Genomic DNA, 19,926 nt, shown 5'->3' with positions numbered 1-19,926 from the left:
TATCATGAAGAAGAATTTATATATAATAGGCGCAACTGTATTTTCGCTTTTACTAAGCGGTTGCGATAAAGATTTCCTTGACAGGGAACCTTCAGGAAGCTTCATAACGCCGGAGCAGCTTGCTGAAGCGGCGAAGAAGGATCCTTCATTACTGAACGGTAATATTGCCGGGTTATATTCTACTATGTACAATACAGGTACAGGTGGTACAAACCTTAACCACGACGACTTTGGCCAGAAGAGCTGGGATATCTATATGGATATGCTATCTTCTGACATGGTTCTGGCAAACGTTACATATGGTTGGTATTCAGGTATTGCAGGATACCAGGATACAAAAGACTATACGCAACAGGAGAACTATATGCCTTGGCGTTATTACTATCGTATCATCTTTGGTGCGAACACGGTAATTGATGCACTTGGTGGTACGGATGCCGTATTAGGAGAAGACCAAACACAGCAACGTCACGTAATGGGGCAGGCAAAAGCTATGCGTGCTTATGCTTACTTCTACCTGTCTCAGTTATTCTCTAAAGGCTACGGTACAGGTGCTGAGAAAACCATTCCGATCTATACAAACACGCAGGTTCCTAACCAGCCAAAAGCAACTTCAGCAGAAGTATATAACTTGATAGTTGATGACCTGACAGAGGCTATCGACTACTTAGAGGACTTTAACAGAACTTCTAAGGATCAGGTTGATGCAACTGTAGCTAAAGGTTTGTTAGCTTATACACTTTCTGCAAGAGGCACTCAAGCAGATCTTCAGCAAGTAGTTCAGTTGACCAATGATGTAATCACAACAGGTGGTTATCGCATTGTAAATGAAAATGAACTATATGCTAAAATTGACCCTACTACAGGAAGAGTAACAAATCCTGAAGCTGGTTTTAATGATGCATCTAACCCAAGCTGGATGTGGGGTGTTGACCTTACACTAGCTAATGACCTTGACCTGGTTTCATGGTGGGGTGTAATGGACGTATTTACTTATAGCTATGCCTGGGCAGGTGACCCTAAAACAATTGACGTAGGTCTTTACAATGCCATTCGTAACGACGACTTAAGAAAGAACCAGTTTGACCCGATTGGTGGTGGACTTGAGTCTAAATATGCAGCAGATGGCTACGTAGCAGGCGACTTTGACTTAATGCCGCTTAACAAGTTCTTCGATCCGAACAGAGTTATTGGTGGACAAAGACAAGTTGTTACTGACTATCTATACATGCGTTTAGAGGAAATGATTCTCCTGAATGCTGAAGCAAATGCAAGATTAGGTAAAGCAGGTGATGCTAAAGCTGCTCTTAAGACAATCATGAGTAAGAGAATTCAGCCTGCTACTTACGCAAGCTACGAAACTTACCTGGATGGTTTAAGTGGACCAGCTCTTCTGAACGAGATCATACTTCAGACTCGCATCGAGCTTTGGGGTGAGGGTAAAGCTTATCTGGCTGTTAAGCGTAACAAGCTTACGGTTACAAGAGGTTCTAACCACTTGTATTCTCCAGGTCAGTCGTTCCCTTACGATGATGATGGATTAACTTTAGAGATTCCTCAGGCTGAAGTACTTAACAACCCAGTACTGAACGACTAATCAAAAGTACATTGCATAAAAAAGGGCCACTCATTTGAGTGGCCCTTTTTTATGCGCTATATAATTACTGATAACTATAGTTTGAAAGGTAGAAGTAACTGAAATCATGCACCACAACAAAGGTATTATCAGCTATAGTTTGATCTTATAGTTATGCTTATATTGTTACAAGAAATTACACCTATGAAAAACAAGATCAAATTAACGTTACTGGCCGCTTCATGCTTCGGGTTAGGAGCTTTTGTAACAAAGCTGGCTGATGATAAAATAACAGTGCCGATGCTACAGCAGGCACAAAAACTGATTGGCTTAAACTTTACTTCAGCGCAATTAGATTCAGCTACAACTGAATTACAAGATTTTAGAGAAGGGTATGAACGCATAAGAAAAGTGCCCTTGCCGAATGACGTAGCGCCTGCTATAGTTTTCAACCCTATTCCGGTAGGTTTTGAATGGCCAAAAGTTCAGGAGAAATTTAAGGTTGAGGAAGTTAAGAAAGTTAAGTTACCCAGTAACCGGGAAGATCTTGCTTACTATAGTATTCCGCAACTGGCGTCGTTAATCAAATCAAAGCAGATTACATCAGAAGAGCTTACAAAATTCTATTTGGAAAGGCTAAAGCAATATGGCCCGACGCTGGAATGTGTAACCACACTGACAGAAGAGTTGGCTTTACAGCAGGCTCGGCAAGCGGATAAAGATATTAAAGCTGGCAACTATAAGGGCATGTTGCATGGCATACCTTTCGGCGTAAAAGACCTGCTGGCTACCAAGAACTATAAAACAACCTGGGGAGCAACACCATACAAAGACCAGATGATCAATATGGATGCCACGGTAGTTGAAAAGCTACAGAATGCTGGCGGCGTGTTGGTTGCTAAACTAACATTAGGTGCCTTGGCGATGGGTGATGTTTGGTATGGTGGGAAAACCAAATCGCCCTGGGATCTGAGTAAAGGATCAAGTGGCTCATCTGCTGGTTCAGCTTCAGCAGTGGCAGCTGGTTTGTTACCTTTTGCTATCGGTACAGAAACGCTTGGCTCTATAGTTTCCCCATCTACAGCTTGCGGTACGACCGGCTTACGACCAACTTTTGGACGAGTGAGCCGGTATGGAGCTATGGCATTGAGCTGGTCTATGGATAAGATAGGACCAATTACGCGTTCTGCAGAAGATGCAGCAATCGTTTTTAATGCAATTTACGGGCCGGATGGCAAGGACCTTTCTGTTTACAATGCTCCTTTTAACTATAACAAGAAAATAGAGCCGAAGAAACTGCACGTAGGATATCTGAAGAAAGATTTCGAAGGAAAGTACGGCTTTAAAGAAAATGATCTGGCTGCCTTAGAAGATCTGAAGAAAGCAGGTGTCGAATTAGTACCTATGGAGTTGCCTGATCTACCTGTAAATGATCTGATACTAACTATATCGGTGGAAGGGGCAGCTGCTTTTGATGAGCTTACCCGAAGTGGAAGAGATAGCCTTCTGAAGCAACAACATAAGAGTGCATGGCCAAACATTTTCAGAGCAGGTAGATTTATACCCGCAGTAGAATATTTGCAGGCACAGCGTGTAAGAACTTTATTGGTGCAGCAAATGCAGGAAAAAATGAAGGATATTGATGTGTATATCAGTCCTTCTTTTGGGAGTAACAACCTGGTTGTTACGAACTTAACCGGACATCCGTGCGTGGTAGTGCCGAATGGCTTTCAAAAGAATGGCATGCCTACCACAATAACATTTATAGGTAAACTGTTCGGTGAAGCGGAACTACTGGCTTTTGCAAAACTATACCAGGATATAACCCCACACGAGGAAAAACACCCGACAGCCTTCCTGGTTAAAAAATAAGCAAAGTAAGCACATCCAACTATAGAAAGTCCCGGTTTGCAGGTTAATACTTGAGAAACCGGGACTTTTACATTAATTTGAACCTGAAACCACCACCACAAACTATAACAACATGTTTTTTAGAAGTAAAGCTATAGTTGTAGCACTTTTTGGAATGCTGGCAACCGGTGCCGTGCAGGCACAAACACTAACCAGCGAGTTAACTATAGAGAAGATCATGCGCGATCCGAAATGGATCGGAACCTCGCCCAGCAATATCTTCTGGTCAGAAGATGGAAAGAAGGTTTATTTTAACTGGAACCCGGATGCCAATAGAAGAGACTCGCTTTATGCAGTAAATGCTAAAGGGAAAGATATTAAGAAAGTAGCAGCGGCAGAACGTCGTAGTTTACCTTCTCCGTACGGAACGTACAACCAGGCTGAAACGCAGAAAGTGTATGAGAAGAACGGTGATATCTTTTTACTGGAGATTAAAAACGGCCGAGTAACGCAGGTAACAAATACCGTTGAGCGCGAAAGCAACCCTAATTTTACGTTTGATGAGCGTGAGGTAACTTTCCAGAAAGATAATAACCTTTATTCGTGGAGTATCGCAAGCGGTCAACTAACGCAGCTTACAGATTTCAGAAAAGGGAAAAAGCAGTCTGAAGGGGAAGACAAAGACCCGCAGCGTACCTGGTTACGCAATCAGCAGGTAGGTTTATTAACTATAGTTAAGGAGCGTGAAGCCGACAAAGCTGCTCTTAAGAAACAACAAAAAGCAGATGCCCCTGGCCGCCCGCTGGATATATATATTGATGACAAGCAGGTAAGTAGTGTAGTGCTTAGTCCTGATGAGCGCTTTATTACCTATAGTTTGATCAGCAGACCGAAAAATGCGAAAGTAGCTATAGTTCCGGATTTTGTAACATCATCTGGCTATACTGAAGACATTAATACCCGCACTAAAGTTGGCGATGCGCAGAGCACAAATGAGTTCTATGTGTACGATACCCAACGTGACTCCACTTATGCGATCAACATGAAAGATGTGGAAGGTATTTACGATGTGCCAACCTATCTTCTAGAGAAAAATAAAAAAGCAACTATAGCCAAGGATGCAGCTGATGGCAAAACCAAAAAAGCAGAGATGCGCACCACAGTTATTTACGGCCCGGTGTGGTCTGATAACGGGAAGAATGCTGTAGTTGTAGCCCGCTCTGCCGATAACAAAGACCGTTGGATTCTTTCACTAGATCCTGCAACAGGTAAACTAAACCTACTGGACCGCCAGCATGATGATGCCTGGATAAACGGACCTGGCATTGGCTATGGCACCGGAGACATTGGCTGGATGCCGGATAACGAATCAGTGTGGTTCCAGTCTGAAGAAAGCGGATACTCTCATTTATATGCCGTTAATGTTAAAAGCGGCAAGAAAAAAGCCCTGACTAGCGGTAAGTTCGAAGTGTCGGATGTGCAGTTGTCTGATGATAAAAAGCACTGGTATTTTACAGCTAACAAAGTGCACCCGGGCGAGCAGCATTTTTATAAAATGCCTGTAAACGGTGGAACTATGGAGCAGTTCACAACGCAGCCGGGAGCCTACGAAGTTACCTTGTCGCCGGATGAGAAAATGCTGGCTTTCCGTTACTCTTACAGCAACAAGCCGTGGGAACTATATGTAATGGAGAACAGGAAAGGAGCTAAACCACGTCAGATCACCAATTCACTCACAGAAGAGTTTAAAGCTTACAACTGGCGCGAACCGGAAGTAATTTCATTTAAAGCGGAAGATGGTGTTGATGTGTATGCACGTCTGTACCAGCCTAAGAATGCAAAAACGAAAGGCCCGGCTGTGATTTTTGTGCATGGTGCCGGTTACTTACAGAATGCACATAAGTGGTGGAGCAGTTATTTCAGAGAATATATGTTCCATAACTTTTTAGTAGACCAGGGCTATACCGTGCTGGATGTAGACTATAGAGGAAGTGCCGGCTATGGCCGCGATGTGCGTACAGGCATTTACCAGTTTATGGGCGGAAAAGACCTGAGCGACCACGTAGACGGAGCAAAACTGCTTGTTGATAAATATAACGTAGACCCTAAGAAAATCGGTATTTATGGTGGCTCTTATGGTGGCTTTATTACCCTGATGGCCATGTTCACAGAGCCAGACGTGTTTGCCGCCGGTGCCGCGCTTCGTTCCGTTACCGATTGGGCACACTATAACCACGGCTATACTTCCAATATCCTGAATACGCCACAAACCGATAGCCTGGCTTATGCTAAAAGCTCGCCTATTTATTATGCCGAAGGCCTAAAAGGTGCGTTGCTTATTTGTCATGGGATGGTTGATACCAACGTTCATTTCCAGGATGTGGTACGCCTGACGCAACGCCTGATAGAACTTGGAAAAGATAACTGGGAACTGGCCGTTTACCCTGTTGAAGACCACGGATTTACAGAGCCCGCCAGCTGGACAGATGAGTACAAGCGGATCTATAAGTTGTTTGAAGAGAACCTGAAGGAAAAATAAAAAGCCTTAAACGAAAAAAAATGCAGATAGTTATATCTGCATTTTTTTTGCACTTTATCTAATCAGCGAGGTTTTGAAGTACGATTTGGTAGCTCTCAGGGCATTTAGCGCTATTTGAATTACTCAATAAAGGGTATTTTATAAGTCCTGTATATTCAGGGTTAAGTATAGTGGTTGATGAGCGCATCTTATTAAAGCTATATATAAGGTTTGAAAATTTACTTTTTCTTATACAGCTATGTCATAGCATTTATAATAGTATAGGTATATATATTAAAATATAAATTTATGAAAAAACCGTTATACAGCGTTTAAACATGGGTTTTTTCTCAATAATTGATTAAAGGAAAGGGTTTGGCATTGTAAAATTTACAGCTAATTTGGTAGCATTATTTTAACAAACTAACCATTTACTAATCTATTACATGAGAAAATTTTTATTCTTTGTTGTGCTTATACTTTCTGCAGTTTTGCAGGATGTGGTAGCACAGACAAAAACGGTAACGGGTAAAGTATCAGACCAGCAGAATGGACTGGGCTTACCGGGTGTTTCCGTAATTGTCAAAGGTACCTCAGTAGGAACGGCTACTACTGCAGATGGTACTTATACTTTAAATGTTCCTGCAGATGGAACAACCTTAATTTTCAGGTTTATCGGTTATGTGCCGGTTGAACGTGCTATCGGAAATCAGGGTAGTATTAACGTGACTATGGCAGTTGATAGCAAGCAACTTGATGAAGTAATAGTAGTTGCCTATGGTACTGCTGAAAAAGGAACATTTACCGGTTCTGCTTCTCAAATTAAAACAGAAGACTTGGCAAAAAGACCGGTAACAAACGTTGTAAGTGCCCTTACTGGCGTCGCTCCGGGTATTCAGACGACTTCTGGTGGAGGTCAGCCAGGTGATGGACCAGCTATCCGTATCCGCGGTATTGGTTCTGCAAACTCGAGCAACACTCCTCTGTATGTAGTGGATGGCGTTCCTTACTCAGGTGGTATCTCAAATATCAACCCGGATGATATAGCAAGCCTGACTATCCTAAAAGATGCAGCTGCAACTACATTATATGGTTCACGCGCATCTAACGGTGTTATCATGATCACTACTAAGACGGGTAACAAGAATAAGAGCCAGATCAATCTGAAAGTGGTTCAAGGTGTGAGTAGTAGAGGGCTTGAGGAGTATGAGCGTGTGAATGCTTATGAATATTACCCTCTTCTTTGGGAGTCTTACCGTAATAGCCTAGTTTATGCGGCAAAGAACCCAGAAACAATGGATGCTGCCAACATTAAAGCAACTGATAAGATCAAAGGCTTACTTGGTTACAACCCATTTAATGTTGCTGATAACGCAATTGTAGGCATTGATGGTAAGATAAATCCGAATGCTCAGATGATCTACGGTGCTGAAAACATGGACTGGGAGAAAGCTTTAATGCGCGACAGCCGCAGAAGCGACTACTCTATGAACGTAAATGGTGGTACCGAAAAGAGTGACTACTACATTTCTCTTGGGTACACCAACGATAAAGGCTACTTGATCAAATCTGACTTTGAAAGATATACTGCCCGACTTAATGTAAACACACAAGCAAAAGAGTGGTTTAAGACAGGTATAAATTTTGCCGGCACCTATTCTACTTCAAATCAGGCGAATGATGCTAGCAGCACAGGTTATGTAAATCCATTCTATTTCTCTAGAATGATGGGTCCTATTTATCCTGTTTATGCACTTGATCCTACTACTGGTAAGCCAATATTGGATGAGAAAGGCAACAAGATCTATGACTTGGGTAACATGACCCAGCTTGGCTTGTCAAACAGACCATCAAATGGCAGCCCTGGACGTCATGTCGTAGCGGAAACAGAATGGAACAGCAACGATTTTGTTCGTAACATGATCAGCGCCAGAACTTTCGGCGAAATTAAATTCCTACAGAATTTCAAGTTTACAACGAACTTAAGCTTAGACCTAACAAACTATTCTGGATCAACTTACCAGAATAAGATTGTTGGCGATGGCGCTCCTGCAGGTAGATCAAGCCAGACTAAAACAACAACTACAAGTTATACAGTTAACCAATTGTTGAACTATAACAAAACGTTTGCTGATGTACACAGCGTTGACATGCTATTAGGTCATGAGAACTATGCGCTTGATTATAATTACTTGTATGGTTTCAGACAGGGACAGGTTCTAGATGGCAATACGGAGCTTGGTAACTTTACTACTACCAACAGTCTGACATCCAGTACAGACCGTCACAGAATCGAGAGTTATTTCTCCAGAATTAACTATAGTTTTGACGAACGTTATACATTATCTGCTTCTTATCGTCGTGACGGTTCATCTAAATTCAGCCCGGATTACCGATGGGGTGACTTCTGGTCTATTGGTGCTGGTTGGCGCTTAGATAACGAAACATTCCTGAACTTGCCAAGCTGGGTAGATATGCTGAAGATTAGAGGTTCTTATGGCGAAATAGGTAACGATGGTATACTTGATGCTAATGGAAACTCGAACTACTATCCATACATGGGTCTTTATAGTGTAGGGCCTTCTTTCAATAACGCATCTGAACCCGGTTTCCTTCTACAGACTGTTCCTTCTCCGGAGCTTGTTTGGGAAGCAAGCAGAAGTTTCGACTTTGGTTTTGACTTTGGATTGTTCCAGCGTGTGAGTGGTTCAGTAGAGTATTTCCACAGAATCTCAGATAACTTGTTATTTGAGGTTCCGCTTCCACTTTCAAGTGGTTTGCTTTCAAAGAGTGAGAACAACGGTACCATGTACAACAAAGGTGTCGAGCTGGAGTTGAACGGTGATGTTGTAAAAACAAAAGACTTTACATGGGATGTTAACTTTAACTGGACAACATTTAAAAACGAATTCACTAAACTGCCATCAGAAGAGCAGATCTCCGGAAGCAAGAAGTGGATGGTTGGGAAATCAATCTATGATTATTGGTTAAGGGAATATATGGGCGTTGATCCGGCTACAGGTGAAGCAATCTACCGTGCTAATATATTTGATGAAACAAATAGTAAAGTGCTTGCAAATGGTGATACTGTAACTAACAATATCAACAACGCAAGATACCACTATACTGGCAGCGCTATTCCTGACTTCTCCGGCGGTATCAGAAATACCTTTACTTACAAAAACTTGTCATTGTCTGTTTTAATGACCTACCAAGTTGGTGGTAAAGTGTATGACAGCAACTATGCCTCGTTAATGAGCCCGGGCTCTTATGGTCAGGCATTGCACAAAGACATGTTGAACAGATGGCAGAACCCAGGCGATATTACAGACGTGCCAAGAATGGATGCTGGAAGATTAACTGATTTCTCAAGTGGTACATCAGATCGCTGGTTGATAGATGGCTCTCACCTGAACATCAGATCAGTAGACCTAACCTATACAGTGCCGTCTGCAATTGCAAGCAAATTACAGTTACAGGGTGCAAGAGTGTTCTTATCTGGAGAGAATTTAGCCATGTTTGCTAAGCGTAAAGGTCTTAACCCTTCGCAGAGTTTCTCAGGTGTTACATCAAACTCTTACTCACCAAGCAGAATTATCTCAGCAGGCCTTAACGTAACATTATAATTTATAAGTAAATGAAAAAGTTTTTATATAGCTCACTTGTAGCAACTATGTTCCTTTTCTCAGCGTGCGAGAAGGAATATCTGGAGGTACAGCCAACCGATGCTGTTTCTTCTGATGCTATTTTTACAACTACTGCCAATGCATGGGGTGCGATCAATGGTATGCACCGATCCATGTATTTTCAGTACAGCAATCAGGACCAGGCTGGACAAGGATCAGTTATGATCAATGCCGATATGCTGGGAGAAGACTTGGTAATGACGTCACAGGGTAATGGCTGGTTTAATGCTACTTATCAGTGGTCTATGCATCGTAACGTAAATGCCGGATCTTTGTACTTTATTTACAGATACTACTATAAGCTGATAGCTAATGCTAACATGATTATAGAGAACATAGATAAAGCAGAAGGACCTGAGGCTGACAAAAAGATCATAAAAGGTCAGGCGTTAGCGTACAGAGCGTGGGCGCACCACCAGTTGGTTCAGCTTTTCGCTGAGCGTTACGATTTGGCTAACTTAGGTAAACCAGGTGTTGTCCTGATGACAAAGTTTACTACAGTAGGCCAGCCCCGCGCGACAATTGGCGAAGTATACAACCAGATCAATAAAGATGTTGAAGATGCGATTGCATTGTTAGATGGCTATAACCGTGGTGATGCATTGAAAAAGTCTCATATCAACCTAAATGTTGCGAAAGGCCTTAAGGCGCGTATTGCACTTAGTATGGGAGATTGGGCTAATGCCGCGAAGTATGCCTCTGAAGCAAGACAGAACTTAAGCTTAATGTCAAATGCACAGTATAAAGAAGGTTTCAATTCAGTAACAAACCCAGAGTGGATGTGGGGCAGCTACCAGTTAGATGACCAGCAAACCTACTTCTATTCTTTCTTCGCTTATATGTCTGCTAACTTCAACTCTACTAACATTCGTACAAATCCGAAAGCGATAAACAGTAAGTTGTACGGACTGATTCCTGCTACTGACGTGCGCAAGCAAATGTGGGATCCGACCGGGGCTTCTATTCCAGTTCCACCAAACGGAGCTAAGAAGCCATATGCTAATAAGAAGTTCCTAGCTAAGAGCTCAAGCCTCAGCGTTGGAGATGTGCCTTACATGCGTGTAGCTGAAATGTATCTGATAGAAGCGGAAGCAAAAGCAAGATTAGGACAGGCAGATGCAGCTGATGTACTATTTACATTAGCGAAAAATAGAGATGCAGCTTATGTGAAGTCACTTAAAACTGGACAAGAGCTGGTTGAGGAAATTCTTATCCAGCGCAGAATTGAGCTTTGGGGGGAAGGGTTCAGATTCTTTGATCTCAAGCGTACTAACACTGCACTGGATAGAACAGGAGCTAATCATGACCCAGCTCTGACTACCACTAGTGCTCTAACAAAGCCAGCTGATAGCAAGGAGTGGGTATTCCTAATCCCACAGGCGGAAATGAATGCTAATAAAGCGATGACTCAGAACGAACTATAGTCGCTGAGTTCTCTGATTGTACAAAGGGCTACCAACTTGGTAGCCCTTTTGTTTTATATTGGTTTGAACCTATTTAGAAAGTATAGCTAAGGTTTGCGCCCTGTGCTGCTGCACCATTAAAAGTTGGTATTACAGTAGGTGCCAGGGAGATGCCTGTGTTATTGGTTTTTTTATGTAACTGCGGAATAAGTATGCCCGAAGCTGCTCCAACCGTATACCCGATCAGGTTATCACTCAGGAAGTGCTTACCAGCTTTCAGGCGCAGGTAGCCCACAGTGGCAGGTACTGCTGCGGCAACAGCCCATACATACGGTCTTGCCCCCGAATCAGGATTGAAATCGTGAAATACCTTGGCTGCAAAAAAAGAAGCTGCGGCAGTAGCAGCTGTATGACCGGCAAAGAATGAGTTTTGCGCATTGGCTTCTGTTCTATCGCCCATGTCCACTTCATTGCTGTAAACCAACGGTCTTGCACGCTCTGTGTTACCATTTGCCAGCGTAAAAAGTGTACCGGTTACGGCCATCGTTTCTATATAAAGCACTAAAACCTGTCCTGCTTTCTGGCCTACATTCTTATTCAGCATCATAGCAAAAGGCATTGCAAAGGAGCCATAGAACGGAAAATCGCTGGCTTTTTTCGCACTTTTGGAGTGATAACCTGCGCTGAATCTGTCAAAAGAGTTTACATCATTTTTATTCAATGCAAGCACTTCTGCTTCCGTAAAGCCTTCCTTATCCTGGATCAAGGATAGACCGTACGCGCTAAGGCCAACACCGGCAGCTATAACTGGTGCATCTACAGCAAACCTGGTTTTATAGGGCGAGTTATTTTCCTGTGCCATTGCGGGGCAGACAAGGATAGTAAATATTGTTAATAAGGATATAATGGATTTCATAAGTATAATCTTTGTTGTAGTTCTGGAATTGATGTTTTTGAAACGGCCTCTTATTTAAAAGGTTTTGTACTATAGCTAGATAAGGATATAGCGCTATAGTTTGTATGAATTTTTATAGATTACTATATCTGAATACTGAGCATTTTCGTATCAGTTCCTGACTGTTTTGCCTACCATAAGCTTGATAAGGTATACCACCTGAATTTTTTAAGTGTGCCGGAATTGTTTTAGCTTTGCAGTAAGTGACCGCACGGCCATAGTTTTTCAATCGTACTATAAAATTTAAGCAATGCCATATTTATTCACTTCTGAGTCAGTGTCAGAAGGACATCCTGATAAAGTAGCGGATCAGATATCTGATGCACTTCTTGATGAATTCTTAAAGCAGGACCCACAGTCTAAAGTTGCCTGCGAAACACTGGTTACCACAGGGCTTGTAGTGCTGAGCGGGGAAGTAAAATCCGAAGCTTATGTAGATGTGCAAAGAGTTGCGCGTGACGTTATAAAGCGCATCGGATATACCAAGTCTGAATATATGTTTGACGCAGATGCCTGTGGTGTTATCTCAGCGATACATGAGCAGTCTGCTGATATTAACCAGGGTGTGGAGCGTGCTAACCCGGAAGACCAGGGAGCAGGTGACCAGGGTATGATGTTTGGTTACGCTACAAACGAAACCGACAACTATATGCCTTTGGCACTAAGCATTTCGCACCTGTTACTCGAAGAGCTTGCAGCTATCCGTAAGGAAGGCAAAGAAATGACGTACCTGCGTCCGGATGCTAAATCGCAGGTTACGATTCGTTACAGTGATAACCATGTGCCGGAGAAGATAGATACGATCGTGATCTCCACTCAGCACGACGAATTTATTACATCTGAGAACAACACACCGGAAGCAAAAGATAAAGCCGAGCAGCAGATGGTAGCCAAGATCAAAGAAGATGTGGATGCTATCCTGATGCCGCGTGTAATGAAACTGTTGCCAGAGCGTATTCAGAACCTGTTTAACGACGATATTACCTACCACATTAACCCGACTGGTAAGTTTGTGATCGGTGGTCCGCACGGGGATACTGGCTTAACAGGCCGTAAAATTATAGTTGATACCTATGGTGGTAAAGGTGCACACGGTGGTGGTGCCTTCTCTGGCAAGGATTCATCTAAAGTAGACCGCTCTGCAGCTTATGCAGCCCGCCATATTGCTAAAAACCTGGTAGCAGCCGGCGTAGCAGATCAGGCGTTGGTGCAGGTAGCTTATGCAATTGGAGTGGCTAAGCCGGTTGGTTTGTATGTTACAACCTATGGCTCTACCAAGGCAAAAGATGCTAACGGTAACATCATGAGCGATGGTGAGATTGCTGATAAAGTAAACAAACTGTTTGATATGCGTCCTTATGCTATAGTTCAGCGCTTTGGTTTACAGAACCCTATCTTCTCAGAAACAGCCGCTTATGGCCACATGGGCAGAATACCAGGCAAGAAAAAAGTGGAGCTATCAGTAAATGGCCACAAAGAAGTGAAAGAGTTTGATACCTTTACCTGGGAGAAACTTGATTACGTGGATATGATCAAACAAGAGTTTGGTTTGTAATCTTAAACTATAGACGTTAGACAAAAGACATCAAGCTTTTGCAACCATAAAACAAGAGCGCCTGCTAACTATAGCAGGCGCTCTTGTTTTATGGTTATCTCACTTAAGAGATATTCATAATTGTAAAGCTTTCCTAATGTGCCATTTGTTTATCCTTAAACCTTTTAAGCTGGCGGCGCATGGCTTCTACAGCGGCATCGGCGGCAGCTTCAAATGATGGGGCATTTTCTTCAGAATAAAGGGTAGCACCCGGAACGAACAGTTTTATCTCTACCGTTTTGGTATTGATACCGTCGTTGTTGTTATGTTTAATGAACACTTCACCTTCTACAACCCGGTCGTAAAATGTTTCTAGCTTATCTACTTTCTGCTGGATAAAATCGGTAAGCTGAGTGTCAGCCTCGAAGTGGATGGAATGCATCTGTAGCTTCATAGTGGTAAAATTTATTGGTTTAACTTATGCTTTTGGATGAGCTTTCTCGAAGATCGATTTAAGCTTCTCTATAGAGTTATGGGTATAGACCTGAGTTGCCGCCAGACTGGCATGCCCCAGTAGGTCTTTGATTGCGTTTAAGTCTGCTCCTTTATTGAGCAAGTGTGTGGCAAAAGAGTGTCGCAGCGTGTGCGGACTGTTATGTTCGGAAGTAGTGATCAAGCTAATGTACTTTTTTACCACACGGTAGATGAATTTGGGATACAGGGGGCGTGCTTTAATTGTAACGAGCAGCTTTTCGGAATTGTTATTGCCCAGCTCGCCTTTCTTATGCATTAAATAGGCCTCAATACTTGCCCACAAAGAGTCATTGATAGGAATAATCCGCTCCTTATTGCCTTTGCCCAATACACGCACTGTTTTCTGGTATTTATCGATATCCTGTTCGCTTATATTGATGAGCTCCGCTAAACGCATACCAGTACCATACAGGAATTCCAGAATCAGCCTGTCGCGCTGACCCTCAAAGCTATCTTCAAACTCAAAGCCATCCAGCAGGTTGTTAAACGACTCTTCGGGTACAAAGCCTGGTAGCTTTTTAGAAACCTTTGGCGCTTTAATGCGCAGCATCGGGTTGGCCGTAATTCTTTCCTGGCCTAATAAGAATTTATAGTAGGAGCGCAGGCAGGCAATTTTACGGTTAATGGACCGTGGCTGAATGTTTTGCTGTACAAGTGATAGGATCCAGGAACGGATAATGGTATGATCGGCTTCGGCCGGATCGGTGATCTCGTAGGTCTGGAGTAAGTAACCAGAAAATTGCCCCAGATCGGTGTGGTAGGAGGTAAGGGTGTGCGGGCTATACCGCTTTTCGTACTGTAGGTACTTAAAAAATAATTCCATAACTTAATATAGCCACCTGATCTGGCAACTATACTAAGTTATGGAAAATATATTATTTCGGAAACGAAATTAGTAGTTATCCTTTACGAAAAGCGTTTGCTTGTACTTAGCTCTTTCCTTCTGCTTTCTTTTAGAAACAGATGGCTTCTCGAAGAAAGTTCTTGATCTAAGCTCTTTCAATACACCAGTTCTCTCGAACTTCTTCTTAAATCTTTTTAATGCACGGTCTACAGACTCGTTATCTTTTACGTTTACAATAATCATGTCTTTGTTTCGCTTCTCTTGGAATTAGGGTTGCAAATTTAATAAAGCTTACGCTTAAAAATCAACTATTTAAGCAATTATTATCTGCTAATTTATAAAATATTCTAAATCAGTGGATTCAGGCCACAAAGATAGTACTTTTAAATTAGTTATTTAAGTATAGTTCGGGAAATTACCAGTTTTTGTATCTCACTTGTGCCTTCGCCTATCGTGCAAAGCTTGGCGTCGCGGTAAAATTTCTCAGCCGGGTAGTCTTTTGTAAAACCATAACCGCCGAATATCTGCACGCCTTCGTTAGCCACTCTAACCGATACTTCAGAAGCATACAGTTTTGCCATAGCCGATTCTTTGTTCACATTCAGGCCACGGTTCTTCATGTCTGCTGCCTGGTAAGTAAGCAAAGCTGCCGCCTCAATTTCAGTAGCCATGTCTGCCAGTTTAAACGAAATACCCTGGAATGAGGAGATAGGCTTGTTGAACTGGCTGCGCTCCTGCGAGTAAGCTAATGCAGCTTCAAAAGCACCCTGCGCAATACCCAGTGATAAGGCTGCAATAGAAATACGGCCGCCATCCAGTACTTTCATGGCTTGTATAAAGCCTTCGCCTACGTTGCCTAACATCTGGCTCTTGTGTACGCGGCAGTCCTGGAATATAAGCTCTGTAGTTTCGGAAGCACGCATGCCCAGTTTGTTCTCTTTGCGGCCAGCGCTAAAGCCCGGTGTGCCTTTCTCAATTATAAAAGCAGTCATGCCATGCGAGTCACCTACTTCGCCGGTACGCACAATAACTACGGCTACGTTACCAGATTTACCGTGCGTAATAAAGTTCTTGGCTCCGTTTATAACATAGTAATCACCATCCTCAACAGCTACGGTACGCATGTTGCCGGCATCAGAACCAGTGTTTGGCTCAGTTAAACCCCAGGCACCTATCCACTCGGCCGTAGCCAGTTTCGGCAGGTATTTCTGTTTCTGCTCTTCGTTTCCGAATTGTAATATGTGGCCGGTGCAAAGCGAGTTGTGCGCCGCCATCGAAAGACCAATAGAACCATCTATCTTAGATAGTTCGGCAATAGCGGTAACATACTCCAGGTAACCGAAACCAGAACCGCCATATTCGGTTGGTACCAGTACGCCCATAAGCCCCAGTTCACCCAGCTTTTTGAATACCTCTACCGGAAATTCCTGGCTTTCGTCCCACTCCATCATCTTAGGTTTGATGTGTTTGGCACCAAAGTCACGAACCATGTCGGCAATCATGCGCTGGTTCTCTGTATATTTTAATTCCATTTATAGTTTATTTGAAGGTTGTGGAGTCGCGTATATAACGGTTTAAAGAACCGTATGTTCACAAAGCTATATATTTAATGGCAAACGGACAATTTGAGCAGCCAAAACAGAGTACATTAAACAAGGAAACTATAGGAGCTACCATATAGTACTCATTTTGAAAGCGCGTTTAATTTGCGTTATTTTGAAGCTGCTAAGTACCCGATTGCGCGAACCATACGAAGGCAGAAAAGGTGACTAGCTAAACAACAGTAAATGAAGCAGTTTTTCAAAAACTTATTTGGTGGAGAATCCACATCCTTAGAGTCGCTGGGCGCTGTAGGTGTGGATATGCACTCGCATATTCTGCCGGGGCTGGATGATGGGGCAGATACCTTGGAGCGATCCCTTGAACTAGTGCAGGCCATGCAGCAGTTGGGTTACCGTAAGCTGATTATGACGCCCCACATCATGAGCGATTTTTACCGCAACACGCCGGAAGGAATACGTGAAAAGCTGGAGCTGTTGCGAACTGCCATCACCGAAGCTGGCCTGCAAATGGAGTTGGGCTGTGCCGCTGAATATTACCTGGATGAAGTTTTCCTGGAGAAGCTGGACAATGGCGATGAACTGCTGACCTTTGGGGATAAGTATTTGCTTTTCGAAACTTCTTTCCTGAACGAGCCGCTTAACCTGCGCGAAGCCATCTTTAAAATGCGCTCTAAAGGATATAAACCGGTAATGGCACATCCTGAGCGTTATTCGTATTTCTATGGCAAGTTTAACGACCTGATAGAGTTACGGGAGCAAGGGGTGCTGTTGCAGCCAAACCTGAACTCGTTAACTGGTTATTACTCGCCGGCAGCAAAAACTGTTATAGAAAAGCTGATTGATAATGGCTTGGTAGATCTTGTTGGCTCCGATGTGCATAGTTTAAAACACATCGCGTCGCTGCAGAAAGTGCTTAGCACCAAATATATAAACAAACTGCTTTCGTTGCCATTGTTAAACGCGCAACTATAGTTCCCACCGTAGTAAGTTAAACATTAGATGATATTTGTAACAGGCGGTAGTGGCCTTATAGGTAGTTTCTTGATACCGGAACTAGTAAAGCAGGGGCATCAGGTGCGCGCACTTTACCGCGGGCAGATACCAACTATAGCTTTTGCCGAAAAGGTAGAGTGGCTGGAAGGTGATATACAGGATATTGTATTGTTGCGGAAGGCTCTGCAAGGTGTTAATTATGTTTTCCATAGTGCAGGGCTGGTTTCTTACGACCCGCAGGATAAAGACTTACTGAAGCAGGTTAATATAGAAGGCACGGCCAATGTGGTAGATGCCTGCATCGAGGCCCAAACTATAAAGCTTTGTCATGTCAGCTCTATAGCAGCTGTTGGCCGACCGGCCGGAAAAGATGTGCTAACCGAGAACAGCAAATGGGATCAGGCAGAGGCGCACTCCGCTTATGCAAGTTCTAAACACTTAGGCGAGCTCGAAGTATGGCGCGGCATTTCGGAAGGCCTGGATGCCGTTATAGTTAACCCTTCGGTGGTGCTGGGGCCGGCAGACTGGAACCGCAGCAGTACACGGCTGTTTAAATATGTACATAACAACAATTCTTTTTATACAGGCGGCAAAGCCAATTTTGTAGATGTAAGGGATGTGATAGAAGCCATGTTGCGGCTCACCTTCTCGGAAATATCAGGCGAAAGATTTATATTGAATGCAGGACAGCTGGCTTACAAAGATTTCTTTGAACAGGTAGCCGGTTGTATGGGTAAGAAAGCACCTTCACGCAAAGTAAACCCGGTATTGGCAGAAGTTGTATGGCGTGCCGAACGGTTGAGGAGTTGGTTAACGGGCGCGCGTCCGCTTATTACAAAAGACACGGCGCGGGTGTCAGCAAAAAATCATTTCTTTAGCAGTGCAAAGGTGCAGAAAGCCATTAACCTGGAGTTCAGAACGTTACCCGAAACCATAGCCTGGGCCTGTGCAGAATTACTAAAGCAGCAGGCTGTAAAGTAGCTTTTTAGCTCCCTCAACTATAAACTATTTGCCTGTATAAAATGTAATGTAACAAAGGCTGCGTTGGGGCAGCCGGTTGGGATTTGAGATGAAAGATAATTTTGAAGATAACAGCGAAGAGCTGGATTTGATACAACGTTTCGAGCAATCGCTCGGGAACAATGGCACTGCTTTTTTCGACATCAACGACTTTGAAACTATAATTGACCACTATACCGCAAACTTTGAGTATAAAAAGGCATTAGCAGCCTGCGATGCAGCCATCGCACAATATCCTTTTTCATCAGAACTACAGATAGATAAGGCGCAGTTACTGGCTATGGCCGGCAGTCTGGACGATGCCCTTGCCTTGATAAACGAAGTAGCTGAAGTGGAGTCCGGTAACCCGGATATACACCTGACGCGTGGTATTATTTTTTCGCAGCGTGGCGAGTACCGCGATGCGATCGACTACTTTAAGAAAGCCCTGGCCTTTGCCGAAGACCGTGATGATATTTTCTTTAACATCGGGTTGGCCTACCAGAGCTGGGGGAAATTCGGCTCAGCTGTTAAGTACTATAAAAAGTGCATTGAGCTGAATTTGGAGAACGAAGCGGCTATGCAGGAAATTGTTTACTGTATGGAAGTAGCCGGTACGCTGCGCGAGCATCTGCCATTTTTCCAGAAGTTTGTAGACGATGATCCTTACTCGTATGTCGCATGGTTTAACCTGGGCAACGTGCTCAATAAAACAGGTGCTTATGACAAGGCCATAGCCGCTTATGACTATGCCACGATCATTAAGCCCGATTTTATTACCGCTTATAACAACATGGCCAATGCCTATGTGTTTATAGGTGAATATACCAAGGCCATTGAAGCATTTAACGCCATGCACGAGCATGGGGAACAATCCGCAGAAGTGTATTGCAACATCGGGGAGTGCTACGAAAAGCTGCAGCAATGGGACCTTTCCAGAAGGTATTACCAGAAATCGGTGGACCTGGATCCGGAAATGGACGAGGCCTGGTTTGGTATTGGCGTGATACTGGATGCGCAGGGCAAGTGGTATGAGGCGGTTCACTTCTTTAAAAAAGCAGTGGAGCTGTACGACGACAGTTCTGATTACTGGGTGGCGCTAGCCGCCGCCGAGTATCATGTGGGTCATGTGGTGTCGGCGTTGGAAAGTTATGCGCGTGCCGCCGAGATACAGCCTAACGATAAGGATATTTACCTCAACTGGTCTATCATTCTGTACGAACAGGGCAATTATGATGAGGCTACCGATATTATTTTAAATGCCATAGAACTGCAACCAGACGAAGCAGAGCTATATTACAGGGCCTGCGCCTATCTTCTTTCTGCAGGAAAATACCGCGAAGCTTACAATTATCTTGAAAATGCCTTAATTTTGGACTTCGAAAAACATAAGCTGTTGTTTGAGTTCTTCCCGGAACTGGAGTCGCAGCGGGCATTAGCCAGATTAATAGATCAGTATCGCAAATAATAT

General features: G+C 43.4%; 14 protein-coding genes. 9 read left to right on the top strand and 5 right to left on the bottom strand.

The window, feature by feature from the left end; genetic code table 11:
* Positions 1–4 precede the first annotated feature (4 nt).
* The 5 genes from KYK27_RS03755 to KYK27_RS03735 all read left to right on the top strand — a co-directional run bounded on the left by KYK27_RS03755 (position 5) and on the right by KYK27_RS03735 (position 11,055).
* On the top strand, positions 5–1,597 hold the full coding sequence (locus KYK27_RS03755; protein WP_199108684.1) for a RagB/SusD family nutrient uptake outer membrane protein: 1,593 nt from the start codon (positions 5–7) through the stop codon (positions 1,595–1,597).
* A 183-nt stretch (positions 1,598–1,780) separates the two neighbouring features.
* Positions 1,781–3,448: an amidase gene (locus KYK27_RS03750; RefSeq protein WP_199108683.1), complete on the top strand. Its 1,668-nt coding sequence runs from the start codon at positions 1,781–1,783 to the stop codon at positions 3,446–3,448.
* Positions 3,449–3,560: 112 nt separating this feature from the next.
* The gene (locus KYK27_RS03745; protein WP_199108682.1) at positions 3,561–5,966 is read left to right on the top strand and encodes a prolyl oligopeptidase family serine peptidase; all 2,406 of its coding nucleotides are present in this window, start codon (positions 3,561–3,563) and stop codon (positions 5,964–5,966) included.
* Between the two features lie 425 nt (positions 5,967–6,391).
* On the top strand, positions 6,392–9,571 hold the full coding sequence (locus tag KYK27_RS03740; protein ID WP_199108681.1) for a SusC/RagA family TonB-linked outer membrane protein: 3,180 nt from the start codon (positions 6,392–6,394) through the stop codon (positions 9,569–9,571).
* A gap of 11 nt (positions 9,572–9,582) precedes the next feature.
* Complete coding sequence (locus KYK27_RS03735; RefSeq protein ID WP_199108680.1) at positions 9,583–11,055, top strand: RagB/SusD family nutrient uptake outer membrane protein; 1,473 nt, start codon at positions 9,583–9,585, stop codon at positions 11,053–11,055.
* Between the two features lie 73 nt (positions 11,056–11,128).
* Here KYK27_RS03735 and KYK27_RS03730 read toward each other — a convergent pair whose 3' ends face one another.
* Positions 11,129–11,950 (bottom strand): phosphatase PAP2 family protein, encoded by an 822-nt coding sequence (locus KYK27_RS03730; protein ID WP_199108679.1) that lies wholly within the window; start codon positions 11,948–11,950, stop codon positions 11,129–11,131.
* A 289-nt stretch (positions 11,951–12,239) separates the two neighbouring features.
* Here KYK27_RS03730 and metK point away from each other — a divergent pair, with 289 nt between their 5' ends.
* A complete protein-coding gene (metK, locus tag KYK27_RS03725) occupies positions 12,240–13,544 on the top strand; it encodes a methionine adenosyltransferase (RefSeq protein ID WP_199108678.1) in 1,305 nt (434 codons plus the stop codon).
* A gap of 133 nt (positions 13,545–13,677) precedes the next feature.
* Here the strand turns inward: metK and hpf are convergent, their stop codons facing one another.
* The 4 genes from hpf to KYK27_RS03705 all read right to left on the bottom strand — a co-directional run bounded on the left by hpf (position 13,678) and on the right by KYK27_RS03705 (position 16,433).
* A complete protein-coding gene (gene hpf / locus KYK27_RS03720) occupies positions 13,678–13,977 on the bottom strand; it encodes a ribosome hibernation-promoting factor, HPF/YfiA family (RefSeq protein WP_199108677.1) in 300 nt (99 codons plus the stop codon).
* A 24-nt stretch (positions 13,978–14,001) separates the two neighbouring features.
* Entirely contained in the window at positions 14,002–14,880 is an 879-nt protein-coding gene (locus KYK27_RS03715) for a tyrosine-type recombinase/integrase (RefSeq protein ID WP_199108676.1), read from the bottom strand.
* A 69-nt stretch (positions 14,881–14,949) separates the two neighbouring features.
* The gene (gene rpsU / locus KYK27_RS03710; protein WP_199108675.1) at positions 14,950–15,144 is read right to left on the bottom strand and encodes a 30S ribosomal protein S21; all 195 of its coding nucleotides are present in this window, start codon (positions 15,142–15,144) and stop codon (positions 14,950–14,952) included.
* Between the two features lie 149 nt (positions 15,145–15,293).
* Complete coding sequence (locus KYK27_RS03705) at positions 15,294–16,433, bottom strand: acyl-CoA dehydrogenase family protein (protein WP_199108674.1); 1,140 nt, start codon at positions 16,431–16,433, stop codon at positions 15,294–15,296.
* 255 nt (positions 16,434–16,688) lie between these two features.
* Here KYK27_RS03705 and KYK27_RS03700 point away from each other — a divergent pair, with 255 nt between their 5' ends.
* The 3 genes from KYK27_RS03700 (at position 16,689) to KYK27_RS03690 (ending at position 19,923) form a co-directional block, all read left to right on the top strand.
* A complete protein-coding gene (locus KYK27_RS03700; protein ID WP_199108673.1) occupies positions 16,689–17,435 on the top strand; it encodes a tyrosine-protein phosphatase in 747 nt (248 codons plus the stop codon).
* A 27-nt stretch (positions 17,436–17,462) separates the two neighbouring features.
* The gene (locus tag KYK27_RS03695) at positions 17,463–18,437 is read left to right on the top strand and encodes an NAD-dependent epimerase/dehydratase family protein (RefSeq protein WP_199108672.1); all 975 of its coding nucleotides are present in this window, start codon (positions 17,463–17,465) and stop codon (positions 18,435–18,437) included.
* Between the two features lie 88 nt (positions 18,438–18,525).
* Positions 18,526–19,923: a tetratricopeptide repeat protein gene (locus tag KYK27_RS03690; RefSeq protein WP_199108671.1), complete on the top strand. Its 1,398-nt coding sequence runs from the start codon at positions 18,526–18,528 to the stop codon at positions 19,921–19,923.
* Positions 19,924–19,926 lie beyond the last annotated feature (3 nt).

The sequence above is a fragment of the Pontibacter populi genome, assembly GCF_019336435.1.
GTDB lineage: Bacteria > Bacteroidota > Bacteroidia > Cytophagales > Hymenobacteraceae > Pontibacter > Pontibacter humidus.
Note: the sequence above shows the minus strand (reverse complement) of the source record. Positions and strands in the feature narration are given on the sequence as shown.